At 64.0% G+C, this 15,568-nt stretch carries 15 protein-coding genes, 1 tRNA gene and 1 pseudogene; 11 read left to right on the forward strand and 6 right to left on the reverse strand.

What is annotated here, in order from left to right; translation table 11 throughout:
- Positions 1–37: 37 nt before the first annotated feature.
- Both P9254_RS18425 and P9254_RS18430 read left to right on the forward strand, forming a co-directional pair.
- Positions 38–1,669, forward strand: a pseudogene (locus P9254_RS18425) (type I secretion system permease/ATPase); the annotation flags it as partial.
- A 24-nt stretch (positions 1,670–1,693) separates the two neighbouring features.
- Positions 1,694–3,001, forward strand: a complete 1,308-nt coding sequence (locus P9254_RS18430; protein ID WP_278056094.1) for an HlyD family type I secretion periplasmic adaptor subunit — start codon at positions 1,694–1,696, stop codon at positions 2,999–3,001.
- Between the two features lie 249 nt (positions 3,002–3,250).
- On the opposite strand, the gene P9254_RS18435 is transcribed toward P9254_RS18430, so the two are convergent.
- Complete coding sequence (locus P9254_RS18435) at positions 3,251–3,493, reverse strand: conjugal transfer protein TraD (protein WP_127242100.1); 243 nt, start codon at positions 3,491–3,493, stop codon at positions 3,251–3,253.
- A 1-nt stretch (position 3,494) separates the two neighbouring features.
- Positions 3,495–3,821 carry a conjugal transfer protein TraD gene (locus P9254_RS18440; RefSeq protein ID WP_127242099.1) on the reverse strand — a complete coding sequence of 109 codons (327 nt, stop codon included), beginning with the start codon at positions 3,819–3,821 and terminating at the stop codon, positions 3,495–3,497.
- A 172-nt stretch (positions 3,822–3,993) separates the two neighbouring features.
- Here P9254_RS18440 and mobQ point away from each other — a divergent pair, with 172 nt between their 5' ends.
- Both mobQ and P9254_RS18450 read left to right on the forward strand, forming a co-directional pair.
- Positions 3,994–4,803, forward strand: coding sequence for a MobQ family relaxase (gene mobQ / locus P9254_RS18445; protein WP_278056011.1), 810 nt, complete (start codon positions 3,994–3,996; stop codon positions 4,801–4,803).
- Positions 4,700–5,578, forward strand: coding sequence for a recombinase family protein (locus P9254_RS18450; RefSeq protein ID WP_278056010.1), 879 nt, complete (start codon positions 4,700–4,702; stop codon positions 5,576–5,578). Before mobQ ends, P9254_RS18450 begins: the two co-directional genes overlap by 104 nt.
- A 143-nt stretch (positions 5,579–5,721) precedes the next feature.
- Here P9254_RS18450 and P9254_RS18455 read toward each other — a convergent pair.
- Positions 5,722–5,795, reverse strand: a tRNA-Gln gene (locus tag P9254_RS18455).
- 143 nt (positions 5,796–5,938) lie between these two features.
- Positions 5,939–6,871, reverse strand: coding sequence for a lysylphosphatidylglycerol synthase transmembrane domain-containing protein (locus P9254_RS18460; protein WP_095824756.1), 933 nt, complete (start codon positions 6,869–6,871; stop codon positions 5,939–5,941).
- A gap of 248 nt (positions 6,872–7,119) precedes the next feature.
- On the opposite strand from P9254_RS18460, the gene P9254_RS18465 reads away from it, so the two are divergent.
- Both P9254_RS18465 and P9254_RS18470 read left to right on the forward strand, forming a co-directional pair.
- Entirely contained in the window at positions 7,120–8,454 is a 1,335-nt protein-coding gene (locus P9254_RS18465) for a Ppx/GppA phosphatase family protein (protein WP_278056009.1), read from the forward strand.
- Entirely contained in the window at positions 8,451–9,146 is a 696-nt protein-coding gene (locus tag P9254_RS18470) for an RlmE family RNA methyltransferase (RefSeq protein ID WP_067329957.1), read from the forward strand. The genes P9254_RS18465 and P9254_RS18470 overlap by 4 nt, the downstream gene beginning before the upstream one ends.
- Positions 9,147–9,191: 45 nt before the next feature.
- Here P9254_RS18470 and P9254_RS18475 read toward each other — a convergent pair whose 3' ends face one another.
- Positions 9,192–10,613, reverse strand: coding sequence for an MFS transporter (locus P9254_RS18475; protein ID WP_127404114.1), 1,422 nt, complete (start codon positions 10,611–10,613; stop codon positions 9,192–9,194).
- Positions 10,614–10,826: 213 nt separating this feature from the next.
- Here P9254_RS18475 and P9254_RS18480 point away from each other — a divergent pair, with 213 nt between their 5' ends.
- The 5 genes from P9254_RS18480 (at position 10,827) to P9254_RS18500 (ending at position 14,189) form a co-directional block, all read left to right on the forward strand.
- Positions 10,827–11,072 carry a type II toxin-antitoxin system Phd/YefM family antitoxin gene (locus P9254_RS18480; RefSeq protein ID WP_067329962.1) on the forward strand — a complete coding sequence of 82 codons (246 nt, stop codon included), beginning with the start codon at positions 10,827–10,829 and terminating at the stop codon, positions 11,070–11,072.
- Positions 11,069–11,518 (forward strand): PIN domain-containing protein, encoded by a 450-nt coding sequence (locus P9254_RS18485; RefSeq protein WP_095824754.1) that lies wholly within the window; start codon positions 11,069–11,071, stop codon positions 11,516–11,518. Before P9254_RS18480 ends, P9254_RS18485 begins: the two co-directional genes overlap by 4 nt.
- A gap of 142 nt (positions 11,519–11,660) precedes the next feature.
- Entirely contained in the window at positions 11,661–13,163 is a 1,503-nt protein-coding gene (gene guaB, locus P9254_RS18490) for an IMP dehydrogenase (protein WP_067329968.1), read from the forward strand.
- The gene (locus tag P9254_RS18495) at positions 13,114–13,755 is read left to right on the forward strand and encodes a hypothetical protein (protein WP_278056007.1); all 642 of its coding nucleotides are present in this window, start codon (positions 13,114–13,116) and stop codon (positions 13,753–13,755) included. The genes guaB and P9254_RS18495 overlap by 50 nt, the downstream gene beginning before the upstream one ends.
- Positions 13,756–13,769: 14 nt before the next feature.
- Positions 13,770–14,189: an MAPEG family protein gene (locus tag P9254_RS18500; RefSeq protein WP_067000646.1), complete on the forward strand. Its 420-nt coding sequence runs from the start codon at positions 13,770–13,772 to the stop codon at positions 14,187–14,189.
- A gap of 105 nt (positions 14,190–14,294) precedes the next feature.
- Here P9254_RS18500 and rnd read toward each other — a convergent pair whose 3' ends face one another.
- A complete protein-coding gene (rnd, locus tag P9254_RS18505; RefSeq protein ID WP_278056006.1) occupies positions 14,295–15,446 on the reverse strand; it encodes a ribonuclease D in 1,152 nt (383 codons plus the stop codon).
- Positions 15,447–15,568: the final 122 nt, after the last annotated feature.

The raw sequence follows: 15,568 nt of genomic DNA on the forward strand, positions 1-15,568 counted from the left end.
GTCCTCGTTCAAGCGCGCCTTTTCGGGGGTGGCGCTGATGAGCGGTGTCGTCAACGTACTGGCGCTGACCGGCTCGTTCTTCATGCTGCAGGTCTATGACCGCCTGATCCCCGGTCGCAGCGTGCCGACGCTGGTCGGGCTCGCCATCTTCGCCGCCATGCTTTTCACCTTCCAGGGCGTGCTCGAGCTGATCCGCTCGCGGCTCCTGGTGCGCATCGGCATGGCGCTCGATCAGCGCATGAGCGGCAAGGTCTACGCGGCACTGATGCGGCTGCCCTTGCGCACCAAGCTTGTGGGCGACGGCTTGCAGTCGCTGCGCGATCTCGACCAGGTCCGCTCGTTCCTCTCCAGCGCCGGACCGACCGCGCTGTTCGACCTGCCATGGATGCCGCTTTATCTCGGCATCTGCTTCCTGTTCCATTTCTGGATCGGCATGACGGCGCTGGGCGGCGCCATCATCCTCTTCGGGCTGACGCTGCTCGCCGAGGCCCGCACGCGGGAGCCGGCCAAGAAGGCCAACGGCCAGGCCGCCTTGCGCAACACGCTTGCCGAGGCGACGCGCCGCAATGTCGAGGTGCTGCAGGCGATGGGCTTCGGCTCGCGCATCGCCGAACGCTGGGCGGGCATCAATGCCGACTATCTCGGCACCAACGCCAAGGCGAGCGATGTCGCGGGCACGCTCGGCACCATCTCGAAGATCCTGCGCATGATGCTGCAATCGGGCATCCTGGCGATCGGCGCCTGGCTGGTCATCCATCAGGAAGCGACCGGCGGCATCATGATCGCGAGCTCCATCATGATGGGGCGGGCGCTAGCGCCGATCGAGCTGGCGATCGCGCATTGGAAAAACTTCGTCAGTGCCCGGCAGGCCTGGGCGCGGCTGGCGCAACTTCTGGCCATGCTGCCCGAGACCTCGACCAGCGTCTCCTTGCCGGCGCCGGCGTCTGGCCTCGCTGTCGAAGGCATCAGCGTGACGCCGCCCGGCGAGCGCCGGCTCGTCGTGCAGGACGCGGGCTTTGCGCTCGAGAAGGGTGCGGGCCTCGGCATCATCGGTCCGAGCGCGTCGGGCAAATCCTCGCTGGTGCGGGCGATCGCAGGAATCTGGCAGCCGGCGCGCGGGGCGATCCGGCTGGACGGCGCGACGCTCGATCAATGGTCGCCGGAAGAGCTCGGCAAGCATATCGGCTACCTGCCGCAGGACGTGCAGCTGTTCGACGGCAGCATTGCCGAAAACATAGCGCGCCTCGAGCCGCAGGCGCCTTCGGACAAGATACTGGCGGCCGCGCGCGCCGCCGGCGTGCACGATCTGGTCGTCCACCTGCCGGAAGGTTACGAAACGCGGATCGGCGAAGCGGGCTCGGCGCTTTCGGCCGGTCAGCGGCAGCGTGTGGCGCTGGCCCGCGCGCTCTACGGCGATCCGTTCCTGGTCATCCTCGATGAGCCGAATTCCAATCTCGATGCCGAGGGCGAGGCGGCGCTGACGGAGGCGATCCAGGGCGTGCGCGCGCGGGGCGGCATTGCCGTCGTCGTGGCGCATCGGCCCAGCGCCCTGGCCAGCCTCGACCAGGTGCTGGTCATGGCCAATGGCCGCGTGCAGGCCTTCGGGCCGAAGAACGAGGTCCTGAACAAGGTCACCCGGCCGGCCGCGGCGCCGTTGAAGGTGGTTGCCGGGGGCCGAGGAGAGCGCATCCTGATGGCCGACGAAGCCGCTCCGGTGGAAACGACCATTCGCCGCTACCTGATCGGCGGCGTCGCCGCCTGCATCGTTCTTGTCGGCGGCGGCGGGGGCCTTGCCGTCGTCACCGAGCTGTCCGGCGCGGTGATCGCTTCCGGCAGGCTGGTCGTCGATTCCAGCGTCAAGAAGGTGCAGCATCCGACCGGCGGCGTTATCGGCCAGATACTCGTGCGCGAAGGCGATGCGGTGAAGTCGGGCGGCGTCCTGTTGCGTCTCGACGAGACCGTGACGCGGGCCAATCTGGCGATCGTCACCAAGGGCCTCGACGAATTCGAGGCGCGCCTGGCGCGCCTTGAGGCCGAGCGCGACGGCAAGGAGGCGATCGTGTTTCCTCAATCGCTGATCTCGCGGCAGGGCGATCCGACCGTCGCCCGCGCCATGGCCGGAGAACAGTCGCTGTTCGAATTCCGCCAACAGTCGCGCGCCGGCCAGAAGGCGCAGCTCGAGGAGCGCATTGCCCAACTGGCCGAGGAGAGCTCCGGCTTGAGCGAGCAGCGTGTCGCCAAGAGCCACGAGATCGAGCTGATCGGCATCGAGCTCGAAAGCATCCGCAAGCTCTGGCAACAGAAGCTGGTGTCGATCGATCGCCTGACCGAGCTCGAGCGCGACGCCGTCCGGCTCGACGGCGAACACGGCCAGCTCACCGCCTCGATCGCCCAGGCCAAGGGCCGCATTGCCGAAACGCGGCTGCAGATCATCCAGGTCGACCAGGACCTGCGCAAGGAGGTCGCGACCGAGCTGCGCGACGTTCAGAGCAAGATATCCGAGTTCGTCGAGCGCAAGGTGTCGGCCGAGGATCAATTGAAGCGCATCGACATCCGCAGCCCGCAGGACGGGGTGGTGCATCAGCTTGCGGTCCATACCGTGGGCGGGGTCATCACGCCCGGTGAAGTCGTCATGCTGATCGTGCCGGTGGCCGATGAGCTGACCGTGGAGGCGCGCGTGTCGCCGCAAGACATCGACCAGCTGAAGCTCGGTCAGGAAGCCGGCCTGAAATTCTCGGCATTCAACCAGCGCGTGACGCCGGAACTGAACGGCAATGTCAAAGAGATCGCCGCCGACCTCAGCCTCGACGAGCGCAGCGGCGCGGGCTTCTACACCGTCCGCATCGGCATTCCGCGCCCGGAGCTGAAAAAGCTCAACGGTCTGACGCTGGCGCCCGGCATGCCGGTCGAGGCGTTCTTCTCGACAGGCAACCGCACGATGCTCTCCTATCTGGTGAAGCCCTTAGCCGATCAGATCGACAGGGCGTTCAGGGAGGAGTGACCGTGCCCGGATCTCAATAGCCTATTGACCCATTGCGGACGATCGCAACCTGCTGGTTCACAAATCATCCGGGGATACCTGGGTTACCGGAATCGCTAGAGCGATGCCTTCAACTCAGGTTGGTCGTGACCGGGGTTCCGGTCAGCAACGCGGAGTCCACCGGCGAACCCGAGATGAATCTAAAACATCCCTTTCACATTGAAGCGGTTTTCGACCGGGTGGGAGCCGGCGCTCGCCAATCTTCGGGCGTCATTGGCCCTTTTGCTCTTCATGACATTCCGCAGCGAACGCCTGTTTCCCCTTCGCGGCCCACAGGTCCCGCGCATTCTCGCCCTCATGGCTTTGGAGCTTGGCGGCGATCCAGAGCAGCGCGCCGTAGATGATAGCGCGATCGTCATTGGTCAGCTCGACGATGCCTGCCTTGACGACGAGTCCGCCGAGCTCGATGAGGTGTCGGGTGCGCTTGCAGCGCTCGACCTGCCACGCGCGCATGTCATTTCGGGCCCGTGCCGCTTGCCGGCGATTGCGGGCTGCCCGATTGCGCTGGAGCGCCGCGTAGGTTGCGCTGAGATGCTGGAGCAGTTCGCCGGGAGCCGCTCTCGAAAAACATCCCCCCACGCTTAGCCCATGCCTCACGCTTTGCGGCGTCCTTCGTCTCGGCGATTGCGACCAGCGCGCCGGCCAGTTCGTCGGTGCTGAGTTGATCGGCGCCGGTGGCGATGACCAGGTCGCCAAGCTGCTGCACCTTTCGGTTTTTCAGTTCCTTGGCTTTGTCTTCCAATGCCTTCAGTTCGGCGTCGAAGTCACGTGGTTTGCGCATGGCGGTCTCCGTCGGTTGTCGATCGGATGATGATAGGGGAGCATCTGCCGGAAGGCTTCAGGGTTGCCGAGACAGCCCGGGACGGGCTGGTCCATCCCGAGAATTTTTCGAGGGAGGGCGCGCTTATACGTCGTGCCGACGTGCGCTTTGACGTGCAAATGAATGGATCGCGATGGCGATCTATCATCTTCACGTCAAGGTCATTTGCCGCAAGGCAGGGAGCAGTGCTGTGGCGTCAGCCGCCTACCGCTCGGCTTCTCGATTGCGTGACGAGCGGATCGAACGCACTCATGACTTCTCGGCCAAGCGCGGCGTCGTCCATTCAGAGGTGATGCTGCCGGAGAATGCTCCGCGCGCCTGGAGCGATCACGAACGACTATGGAACGACGTAGAGGCCTTCGAGATAAGGAAGGATGCGCAGCTAGCCCGCGAGGTGGAGTTTGCCCTCCCGCGTGAACTCAGCCAGGCGCAAGGCATCGAGCTGGCGCGCGACTTCGTTCAGGCCGAGTTCGTCAGCCGAGGCATGGTCGCCGATCTCAATGTGCATTGGGACAGGGCAGAGGATGGCGGTCCAAAACCGCATGCCCATGTCATGCTCACCATGCGGTCAGTGGATGAAAACGGTTTTGGGGCGAAGGTACGAGATTGGGTGACGCTCGATGAGCTGGGTGTAGAAATCCACCTTGCGAAGGAAGGTGTGACGCTGTCGCGAGACTCGCGCTCATCTGAAAAGTTCATGCACGGCATCAAGGTCTTGATGGCCAAGAACTACATAGACAACCTGTCGGAAGAAGCCCGCAAGGGGCAGATGGAGAAGGCGGAGCAGGGCATATGGCCGACCAAGGCTCCGCTAGGCTATGTCAACACCACGGGGAAGGATGGCAGAAAGGTCATCGAGCCGCATCCTGAACTGGCTCCAGTCGTCAACACAGCTGTTCGAGCGCTACGCAACCGGCCAGTATTCGCTGAAGGCCCTGGCTAAGGCAGCCCACAGCGATGGGCTGATCTATCCCAAGAGCGGCAATCCGGTTCCGGTCAGCACCGTCCATATGATCCTGCGCAACCGCCTCTACACGGGACTGTTCCAGTGGAACGGCAAATTGCACCAGGGCAAGCACGAACCTCTCGTATCGATCGAATTGTGGGAGAGGGTGCAGGGCGTCCTGACGGGCCGCAATGCGGTGCCGACCCACCCGGTGGGAAACGAGTTCGCGTTCACCGGCTTGATGACCTGCACCGAATGCGGCTGCGCCGTTGTCGCTGAGATCAAGAAGGGCAAATACGTCTACTATCACTGCACGGGGCATACCAACAAAGGCCGAGGCGGGTACGGTGATTGCCGCCGCAAATATGTCCGCGAGGAGGTGCTCGATCAGGCATTCGCCAACCTGCTCGACCGGTTGCACTTCGACGAAGAGATCCTGGAATGGGTAAAGGCAGCGCTCATGGCCAGCCATGCCGACGAGCGCCGGGAGCATGAACAGGCGATCCATCGATGCCAGGTCGAGTACAAGCGGCTCGAGGACCGGCTGCACGCCATGTATCTCGACAAGCTCGATGGCCGCATCGACAACACCTTCTACGACCGGATGTCGGCACAGTGGCGAACCGAACAGACCCGGCTGCTTCGCGAGATAGAGCGCCATGGCAGCACCGAGGAATCATACATGGAGGATGGCATCCGGCTGTTGGAATTGGCGCGCAACGCCAGCCGACTGTTTGCGAAACAGCCCGTGCATGAGAAAAAAGGCTCTTGAATCTTGTACTGTCGAACTGCCAATGGGACCAAGGCGAGGTTCACGCTGTGTTCAGGCAACCGTTTGATCTACTTGCGGAAACGGTCGCGTCTGGAGCAGCCATAGGCGCTGAGCAGACCGCTATACCAACAGGGAGTCCAGTTTGGCTGGGGAACCTGGATTCGAACCAGGACTAACGGAGTCAGAGTCCGCTGGTCTACCGTTAACCTATTCCCCAGCAGGCGCGGTCGGTATCGCGCGAAGCGGGCGGCTCAAGCGCCGCGAGCGCTGCCTTGTAGCCGCCATCCGAAAATAGTCAACCCCGCGCCGCAGTTCAACCGCAGCCTTTTTCTCATTCGATCGCGGGCCGCACGGGAACGCTCAGCCTTCGCCGCGGCTGTATTGCGAATGCTCGAAGAACAGCACCACGCCGAGCCCGATCAGCAGCGGGATGATCAGGTAGAACAGGCGGAACACCAGGAGTGCGGCGAGCACGCCGACCGGATCCATGTGCGACAGTCCGGCCAGGAAGACCACCTCGAAGACGCCGAGCGCGCCCGGCGCATGCGACAGCAACCCGACCGAAAAGGATATCATGAAGACGCCGAGCACGACGAAATAGCCGGGATTGCCGGCCGCCGGCAAGGCAAAGTAGATGATGGCCGCCGCCGCGAGCAGCTCGACCGGGCCGATCAGCAATTGCCGCGCCACGATCGGCAGTGCCGGGTAATGCAGCTGGAAGCTGCCGACCTTGAGCGGCCTCAGATGCAGCCAGCTGCAGAACACATAGACCGCAACCAGGATCAGCATGGCGAGGCCGGCGGCTGTTGCCAACTCGTGGTGCGGGGTCGTGGTGAAACGGTCGACGATCTCCGGCTCCAGCACCAGCACGAGACCCCCGACAAGCAGGCTGGAGAGCACGAAGGTGATCCAGCAGATCGCCACCAGCACGCCGACATCCTGGCCGGTCAGCCCCCGGGTGCCATAGGCGCGGTAGCGGATCACCGCGCCAGACAGCACCGAGCCGCCGATATTGTGCGACAGCGCATAGGTGGTGAAGGAGCAGAGCGTGACGAACAGCCACGAAACTTTCTTGCCGATATGGAGCAGCGCAATGTGGTCGTAGCCGGCGAGGGAGGCATAGGCGACGACCGAGCTCAGCGCCGCCAGCACCCAGGCGCGCGGGGGGATGGCGACGATACCGGCCCAAACATCGTCGAGTGAGATGCCGCGCAACTCATGGATGAGCAGCCAGAGCGAGAACACCACGGCCGCTACGCCGATGACCGGCCAGAAATAGCGCGTCCAGTTCATGGCGTCGTCGTCATGCGATTAAGCTCATTGCTATGATGTCGCCCAAACCCGTTCCAAGTCTCATTGAGACATGCCTGATTGAAGCCGGCTATTCAACCGGCATGAGGTGGCCCCTGCGTGACGGCGCCAAAAATCGGGCCATGCGCTCTTGGTGATTGCAAAGCGCGCTGCTAGTCTGTTCTCAACTTGAACAAATCGAGGTGCCTGCTGCGTCCTTGCTGGTTCGCGCGGCGCCGAAAGGAATTGAAGTGGAAGACCACGATACCGGCGCGGGCGCGTCGGCAGTGGGCGTGTCCGGGGCATCGCCGGCGGTACCGGCGGGCCCGCCCGCGGGGCGTTTCAGCCGCCATGCGGGCGCGCACGCAAGACATGCCGACAATCAAGGCGAGAACCCGAAAGGCAAAACGCGCAAGCGCCGCAAGCGCAGGCGAGGCCGCAAGGTTTTCGCACGTGATGAGAACGGCGGAATACCCTCGCCGGGGCCCGTCGCCGCTCCCGCCAGCCTTGCGCCTGAACCCGCGCCGATCGTCCCCCAGCCGCGACCGTCGCTTCCAAATGGCGCGCGCCCGTCGCATCAGGAACTGCCGGTATTCGCAGCGCTCGACCTCGGCACCAACAATTGCCGGCTGCTGGTCGCGGTGCCCGCCCGCCACGGCCAGTTCCGCGTCATCGATGCGTTCTCGCGCATTGTCAGGCTGGGCGAGGGGCTTTCGGCCAGCGGGCGGCTCGGCCAGGCGGCCATGGACCGTGCCGTCGAGGCGTTGAAGGTCTGCGGAGACAAGCTGCGCAACCGCAAGATCAGGAAGGCGAGGCTGATCGCCACCGAGGCCTGCCGCTCGGCCGAAAACGGCGTCGACTTCCTCGAACGGGTCGAGCGCGAGGCCGGTCTGAAGCTGGAGATCATCGATCGCCAGACCGAGGCCCGGCTGGCCGTCTCTGGCTGCGGCTCGCTGGTCGAGCGCGAAACGCGCGGCGTGGTGCTGTTCGACATTGGCGGCGGCTCGTCCGAGATCGCATTGATCGACCTCACGCGCGGCCAACGCTCGCCGCAGCTTGCCAACCACATCGTCTCCTGGACGTCGCTGCCGGTGGGTGTCGTCTCGCTCGCCGAACGTTTCGGCGGTCGCACGGTGACGCGCGAGACCTTCGCCGCCATGGTCGATGACGTTGCGGTGCGGCTCAAAGCCTTCGACGGGCGCGACCGGCTCGCGCATGTGCTCGCCAGTCCGAATTTCCATCTGCTCGGCACCTCCGGCACGGTGACGACGCTGGCCGGCGTCCATCTCGACCTCGAGCGCTACGATCGCCGCCGCGTCGACGGGCTGTGGATGGACCGTCTGAGCGTCGACCGCATGGTGGAAAAACTGATCGGCTGGGATTTCCAGCAGCGCGTCGCCAATCCCTGCATCGGCGCCGACCGCGCCGACCTGGTGCTTGCCGGCTGCGCCATCCTGGAAGCGATCCGCGGCGTGTGGCCGTCGGAGCGGCTGCGGGTCGCCGACCGCGGCTTGCGCGAAGGCATATTGAGCGAACTGATGGCCGATGACGGCGTCTGGCGTCATGACGGGCGCGGCCGACAATGAGCAGGAAGCCAGAGAAGCCGGGCTCGGCCGGCATGCGCGTGTTGAAGACCCGGATCAAGAAGAAGAGCGGCCTGAAGGAATCCTCGCGCCGCTGGCTCGAGCGGCACATGAACGACCCTTATGTGCAGCGCTCCAAGGCCGATGGGTACCGTTCGCGCGCCGCCTACAAGCTCACCGAGATCGACGACAAGCATCATCTTTTGAGACCCGGCATGAAGGTGATCGACCTCGGCGCCGCGCCCGGCGGCTGGTGCCAGGTGGCGGCGGCCCGCACGAAATCGAGCGCGGAAAACCCGCATGTCGTCGGCATCGACTATCTTGAGATGGACGCGGTGCCGGGCGCTGTCATCCTGCAGTTGGATTTCCTCGATCACGACGCGCCGCAAAAGCTGTCAGAGGCGCTCGGCGGTCAGCCCGATGTCGTGCTGTCGGACATGGCTGCCCCCACCACCGGGCATCGCCGGACCGATCATCTGCGCACCATGCATTTGTGCGAAGTGGCGGCGGATTTCGCCCTGCAGGTTTTGAAGCCCGGCGGCCATTTCCTCGCCAAGACCTTTCAGGGCGGGGCCGAGAACGAGCTGCTCTCGCGGCTCAAGCAGAATTTCCGCTCGGTTCATCATGTGAAGCCGCCGGCCTCGCGCGACGAGTCGGTGGAGCTTTACCTGCTGGCGAAGGAGTTCAAGGGGTAGCGCCTAACCTTCTCCCCTTGTCAGGAGAGAAGGGAAAGGTGGCGCTCATTTCCCCGCGGTCCCCACCGCCTCCAGCGTCTTCGGCGTCGTCAATTTGCCATGTCCCGACACCGCATTGCCGGCGTCCGGCGCCAGCCGCATGAAGGTCAGCGATGCCGCCGCCGAAACCGCCGCGACGATGAAGAAGGCGATGTGGAAATCGCCAAGCGTCAGCGGGCCGCCATGGATCGAAGTCGACACTTCGAGGATGCCGCCGGCCAGCGCCACGCCGAGCGCGATCGACAACTGCTGGAACACGGCAACGATCGGCGTCGCCTTGCTGGTGTCGGCGGTCGATACTTCGGCGTAGGACAGCGCGTTGACGCCGGTGAAGAACATCGAGCGGATGAAGCCGCCGACCAAAAGGATCGCGAGCATCAGCGCATAGGGGGTTGCGGGGGTGAAAAGGCCGTAGATGGCAATCGAGCCGGCGGCGATCAGCGATCCCCAGACCAGCACCCGCCGGAACCCGGCGAGCCTGAAGAGCAGCGCGGTGACGAACTTCATGCCGATGGCGCCGACCGCGGAGACGAAGGTGATCATACCGGACTGGAACGGCGTCAGCCCGAAGCCGATCTGGAACATCAGCGGCAGCAGGAAAGGCACCGCGCCGATGCCGATGCGGAACAGCGAGCCGCCGAGCACGGAGGAGCGGAACACCTGGTTTCTGAAGAGCTCCAGCGCCAACAGCGGGTTCCTGGCGCGCCGAGCATGCAGCAGATAAAGCACGCCCGAAACCAGGCCGACGGCAACGGTAATGAAGCCGGCGATCGGCGGCAAAGCGGGGAGGCTGACCACCGAGAGGCCGAAGACGATGCCGGACGCCGCGAGGCCGCTGAGCACGAAGCCCGGGAAGTCGAGCGGCGGCGTTTTGGCGGGGTCGGTTTCCGGCAAATAGCGGGTGGCAAGCCAGATGCCCAAAAGCCCGATCGGCACGTTGATCAAAAAGATCCAGTGCCAAGTGAAATAGGTGGTGATGAAGCCGCCGATCGGCGGGCCGACCAACGGCCCGACCAGCGCCGGCACCGTCAGCCATGACATCGCCGCGACCAGCTCGCTCTTCGGCGTCGCGCGCACCAGCACCAGGCGCCCGACCGGCGTCATCATGGCGCCGCCCATGCCTTGCAGGAAACGCGACACCACGAAGGCCGGCAGCGAATTGGAGAAGGCGCAGGCGACCGAGCCGGCAATGAAGACGGCGATCGCGGCGCGAAACACCTTCTTGGCCCCGAACCGGTCCGCCATCCAGCCGCTGATCGGAATGAAGATTGCCAGCGACACGAGATAGGCCGTCAGCGCCAGCTTCAGCGCGATTGGGCTGGTGTGGATGTCAATGGCGATTGCCGGCAGCGAGGTCGCGATCACGGTCGAATCCATGTTCTCCATGAAAAGAGCGACCGCCAGGATGAGCGGGATGATGCGGTTCAAGGGAACGCCCTGATTTGACTTCGCGATTCCGGGCCTGGCTTTGGGGGCGAGCCGGCACGCCGGGGCGGTACCACCAATTGGCCCGGATGTCGCATTAATTTGCGGTCACTTTTGTGCGACCGCAACCCTCGCTGGGAATCATCGTGCGCGCCGCTTGATAAACAGAGCCTCTGTCGTTATTGTAGTGAGAATAACTACAGGTTAGGTGCAGCCATGGACGAAACCGTTTCGGCAGCCGATGCCAATCGCAGGTTCTCCCACATCCTGCGTGATGTACGCGAGGGCCACAGCTACGTCGTGACCACCCATGGGCGGCCGGTGGCGCGGATCGTGCCTGCGCAGAAGCACGAGGACGTGGCCTCCCGCTCGCACGCAGCATTGCTGTCGCGCCTCGAACGGCAGCCGATACTCAATGCCGGACACTGGACCCGCGATGAACTTTATGAGGACGATCGGTGAAGGTCGCCATCGACACCAACGTCCTGGCCTATGCTGAGGGCGTTAACAACGCGGAGAAGCGCGACGTCGTTATCGAACTGCTACGCAACGTTCCACGAGAGGCCGCAGTCATTCCGGTCCAGGTGCTGGGCGAACTGTTCAATGTTCTCGTCCGCAAGGCTGGAAGACATTCCCAGGAAGCTCGGGATAAGCTGCTTAGCTGGAGCGACGCCTTCGCGGTTGCCGGAACGACGCCGGAAGTGATGATGAAGGCTGTCGATCTTGCGGCAGACCAGCGTTTCGGCATCTGGGATGCTGTCATTCTTTCGACTGCTTCGCAAACGGGTTGCCGGCTACTCCTGTCGGAAGATCTGCAGGATGGCTTTACCTGGGGCGGTGTAACCGTCGTCAATCCTTTTGCATCGCCGCGGCACGCTCTGCTGGATGCTCTCCTAGGTGCGGAATAGGAACCTGAAGCGTCTCGCAACGATCGGCTTTTCATCTCCTGCGGGACGTGTTACCAGCCAGCGCCAATCCTGAAAGGGAAGATGAGAGTCGGCGCTGGCCATTTCGGCCCAGCGCCTTTTCCGCATTCAAAAAGGACTGGCCATGGCAAAAATCATCGAGACGTCCACCGGCGCGCTGGCGCTGACCTTCGACGACGTGCTGTTGCAGCCCGGCCATTCCGAGGTCATGCCCGGCCAGACCGACATCCGCACCCGCATTGCCAGCGACATCGATCTCAACGTGCCGATCCTCTCGGCCGCCATGGACACGGTCACCGAAGCGAGGCTGGCGATCGCCATGGCGCAAGCCGGCGGCATCGGCGTCATCCACCGCAATTTCTCGCCGGCCGAGCAGGCCGAGCAGGTCAGGCAGGTGAAGAAGTTCGAATCCGGCATGGTGGTCAATCCCGTTACCATCGGCCCCGACGCCACGCTCGCCGACGCCCTGGCACTGATGCGCGCTCATGGCATTTCCGGCATTCCGGTGGTCGAGAACGGCGGCACCGGCGGTCATACGGTCGGCCGGCTGGTCGGGATCCTCACCAACCGCGACGTGCGCTTCGCCTCCGATCCGTCGCAGAAGGTCTACGAATTGATGACCCGTGAGAACCTGATCACGGTGAAAGAGAATGTCGACCAGGACGAGGCCAAGCGCCTGTTGCACAAGCATCGCATCGAGAAGCTGGTGGTGGTCGACCGCAAGGGCAATTGCGTCGGCCTGATCACCGTCAAGGATATCGAGAAGTCGCAGCTCAACCCGCACGCCACCAAGGACGCTCAGGGGCGGCTGCGCGCCGCGGCCGCCACCAGCGTCGGCGACGACGGCTTCGAGCGCGCCGAGCGCCTGATCGATGCCGGCGTCGACCTTCTGGTCATCGACACCGCGCACGGCCATTCGCAGCGCGTGCTGGACGCGGTGACGCGGGCGAAGAAGCTCTCCAATTCGGTGCGCATCCTGGCCGGCAACGTGGCCACCGCCGAGGGCACGCAGGCGCTGATCGATGCCGGCGCCGACGCCGTCAAAGTCGGTATCGGCCCCGGCTCGATCTGCACCACCCGCATCGTCGCCGGCGTCGGCGTGCCGCAGCTGTCGGCGATCATGTCGGCGGTGGAGACGGCTGAGAAGTCGGGCGTGAGCGTCATCGCCGATGGCGGCATCAAATATTCGGGCGATCTCGCCAAGGCGCTCGCCGCCGGCGCAAGTGCCGCCATGATCGGCTCGCTGCTTGCCGGCACCGACGAGAGCCCGGGCGAGGTCTATCTGCACCAGGGCCGCTCCTTCAAGGCTTATCGCGGCATGGGTTCGGTCGGCGCGATGGCGCGTGGCTCGGCCGATCGCTACTTCCAGGCCGAGGTGCGCGACACCTTGAAACTGGTTCCGGAGGGCATCGAAGGCCAGGTTCCCTACAAAGGACCTGTGGCTGGCGTGCTGCACCAGCTTGCGGGCGGCCTGAAAGCCGCTATGGGTTATGTCGGTGGGCGCGATCTTGCCGAGTTCCGCGAACGCGCCACCTTTGTGCGCATATCAAACGCCGGACTTCGTGAAAGCCACGCCCATGACGTCACGATCACCCGCGAAAGCCCGAACTATCCGGGCGGACTTTGATCAGGCGGACGAGCGGCCGGATCGCCGGGGGCTATGGCGCAACCTGATCGTCACGGTGTTGCGCCTGTCGCGTCACGCGGCGGCGCTCTCGATTGGGTCCGCGGCGATCTTCATCGCTATGACGGCGCTCGAGTTCTTTTATTTCCGCCACCTGAGCGGCGGGCTTCCTTCGCTCGACATGCGTGTTACCGGCTTCACGCCGGATGAGGGCATGGCATGGCTGACGGCGCTCGGCCGGCGCGGCAGCGAGATCATCATCGTTTGGCATTATCTGACGTTTGATCTGCTCTTCCCGGCGCTGCTGTCGCTCACCTTGCTCAGCCTGATCCTGGCCTTCGGCAGGCGGCTGAGCACTTTCCGCTCCATGCCCGCGCAATTGAAGGCGCTGTCGGCACTGGTCCTGGTGTTGCCCTATACGATCGCCGACTACGCGCAGAACTTCGCCGTGGCGCGGCTTTTGTCGGATTTCCAGTCGGCCAATCCCGACTCGCTGGCCTTTGCCTCGTCGCTGACCGTGACAAAGTTCACGCTTCTGGCGATCCCCTTCGCGGTCGTTGCGGTCCTGGCGCTTGCCGGGCAGCGGCGGCGTTAAACGGTAGGGGCAAGATGAACCAGACCGCCATCTTCTGGCCGATGCTGGCGCAGGTGCTGCTGGTCTACATCGTCTATCTGGTGATGCTGAAGCGGCGTTATCTTGCCGTGAAGTCCGGCGAGGCCAAGATCAGCCAGTACAAGGTCCGCTCGACCGAGCCGGCCTCAAGCGTTACCGTCGCCAACAACCTCATCAACCAGTTCGAGCTGCCGGTCCTCTTTCACGTGCTATGCTTGGCGCTGTTCGTTACCAATGGCGTGAACTACCTGACGCTGACGCTGATGTGGCTCTTCGTCGTCACGCGCTATGTGCACGCCTGGGTGCATCTCACCAGAAACTATCTGCTGCACCGCAGCCGCGCCTTCTTCCTGGGCGCGGGCATTCTTCTCGTCGCCTGGATCTGGTTCGCGCTGCACCTGCTTGGGGCGGTGTAGACTGATGCTTGTCGCTCAGAAGTGTGCGCGGTTCTGGGACAACGACACGCCATCAACTCAAGTATTTGAAGCACGTTGCCGGAAACCGTTTCAGCGCGACGCGCTTTAGAGGTCGAACACCGCTATCCTGCGCTTGTCGAACTTGATGCCGATCTCGCCGCGCACCAGTCTAAGCGCCTGCTCGCCGAACACGGCACGCCGCCAGCCTTGCAACGCCGGCACGTCGGCGGCATCGCCCTCGGCGGCGATGCGGTCGATGTCGTCGCTGGAGGCGAGCACCTTGGAGGCGACGCCTTCCTTCTCGGCGACGATCCTGAGCAGCACCTTGAGCAGTTCCGCCGCAGCGCTCGAGCCCTCCGGCGGCTGGAACGTCTTCGGCAGCTTGGGCATCGCTTCCTTCGGAAGGGAAAGGGCGGTGTTGACGGCGCTGAGCAGCGCGGTTGCCGTCGCCGAACGCTCCCAGCCCTTCGGCGTCGTCCGCAGCCGCCCCAACGCAGTCGCGTCGCGCGGCGCCTGTTGCGCGATTTCGTAGATCGCATCGTCCTTGAGCACGCGGCCGCGCGGCACGTCGCGCTCGCGCGCCTCGCGTTCGCGCCATGCCGCCACCGCCTGCACGATCGCCAGCTCCTGCGGCTTGCGCAGCCGCATCTTCAGCCGCTTCCAGGCATCCTCCGGATGCGGATCGTAGGTCTGGCGCGAGGTGAGGACGTCCATCTCCTCGTTGAGCCAGTGGGCGCGGTCCTCGCGCTTCAGCTCGGCGCTGAGGTGCTCATATACCTTGATCAGGTGGGTGACGTCGGCGAGCGCGTATTCGAGTTGCTTGTCGGAGAGCGGCCGGTGCCGCCAGTCGGTGAAACGCGAGGATTTGTCGAGCCGCGCGCCGGTGATGCGCTGCACCAGCTGATCGTAGGAGACGCTGTCGCCGAAGCCGCAGACCATGGCCGCCACCTGCGTGTCGAACACCGGATGCGGCACCAGGTCGCCCAGATGAACGATGATTTCGATGTCCTGGCGTGCGGCGTGAAAAACCTTGACCACCGCTTCGTTGGCCATCAGCCGGAAGAAGGGTTTGAGGTCGATGTCGGGCGAAAGCGGATCGATCAGCGCCATCACGCCTGGCGCGGCCATCTGGATGAGGCAGAGGATCGGCCAGAAGGTCGTTTCGCGGATGAATTCGGTGTCGACGGTTACGAATTCGGACTTTTCGAACGCCGCGATGACGCTCTCGAGTTCTTTCTGGGTGGTGATGACGTGCATCAATTCGCTTTTGGCATCATATCAGGCCTCTTCAATTTCAGCCGCAAGCGCTTTCGTCAAGCCGCAGTTAGAGCAATTCCAGGAAAAGTGACGAACAGTTTTCCGTCCGTAATTGCGTAAAA

Origin of the sequence: Mesorhizobium sp. WSM4983 (assembly GCF_029625765.1) — a bacterium.
Taxonomy (GTDB): Bacteria; Pseudomonadota; Alphaproteobacteria; order Rhizobiales; family Rhizobiaceae; genus Mesorhizobium.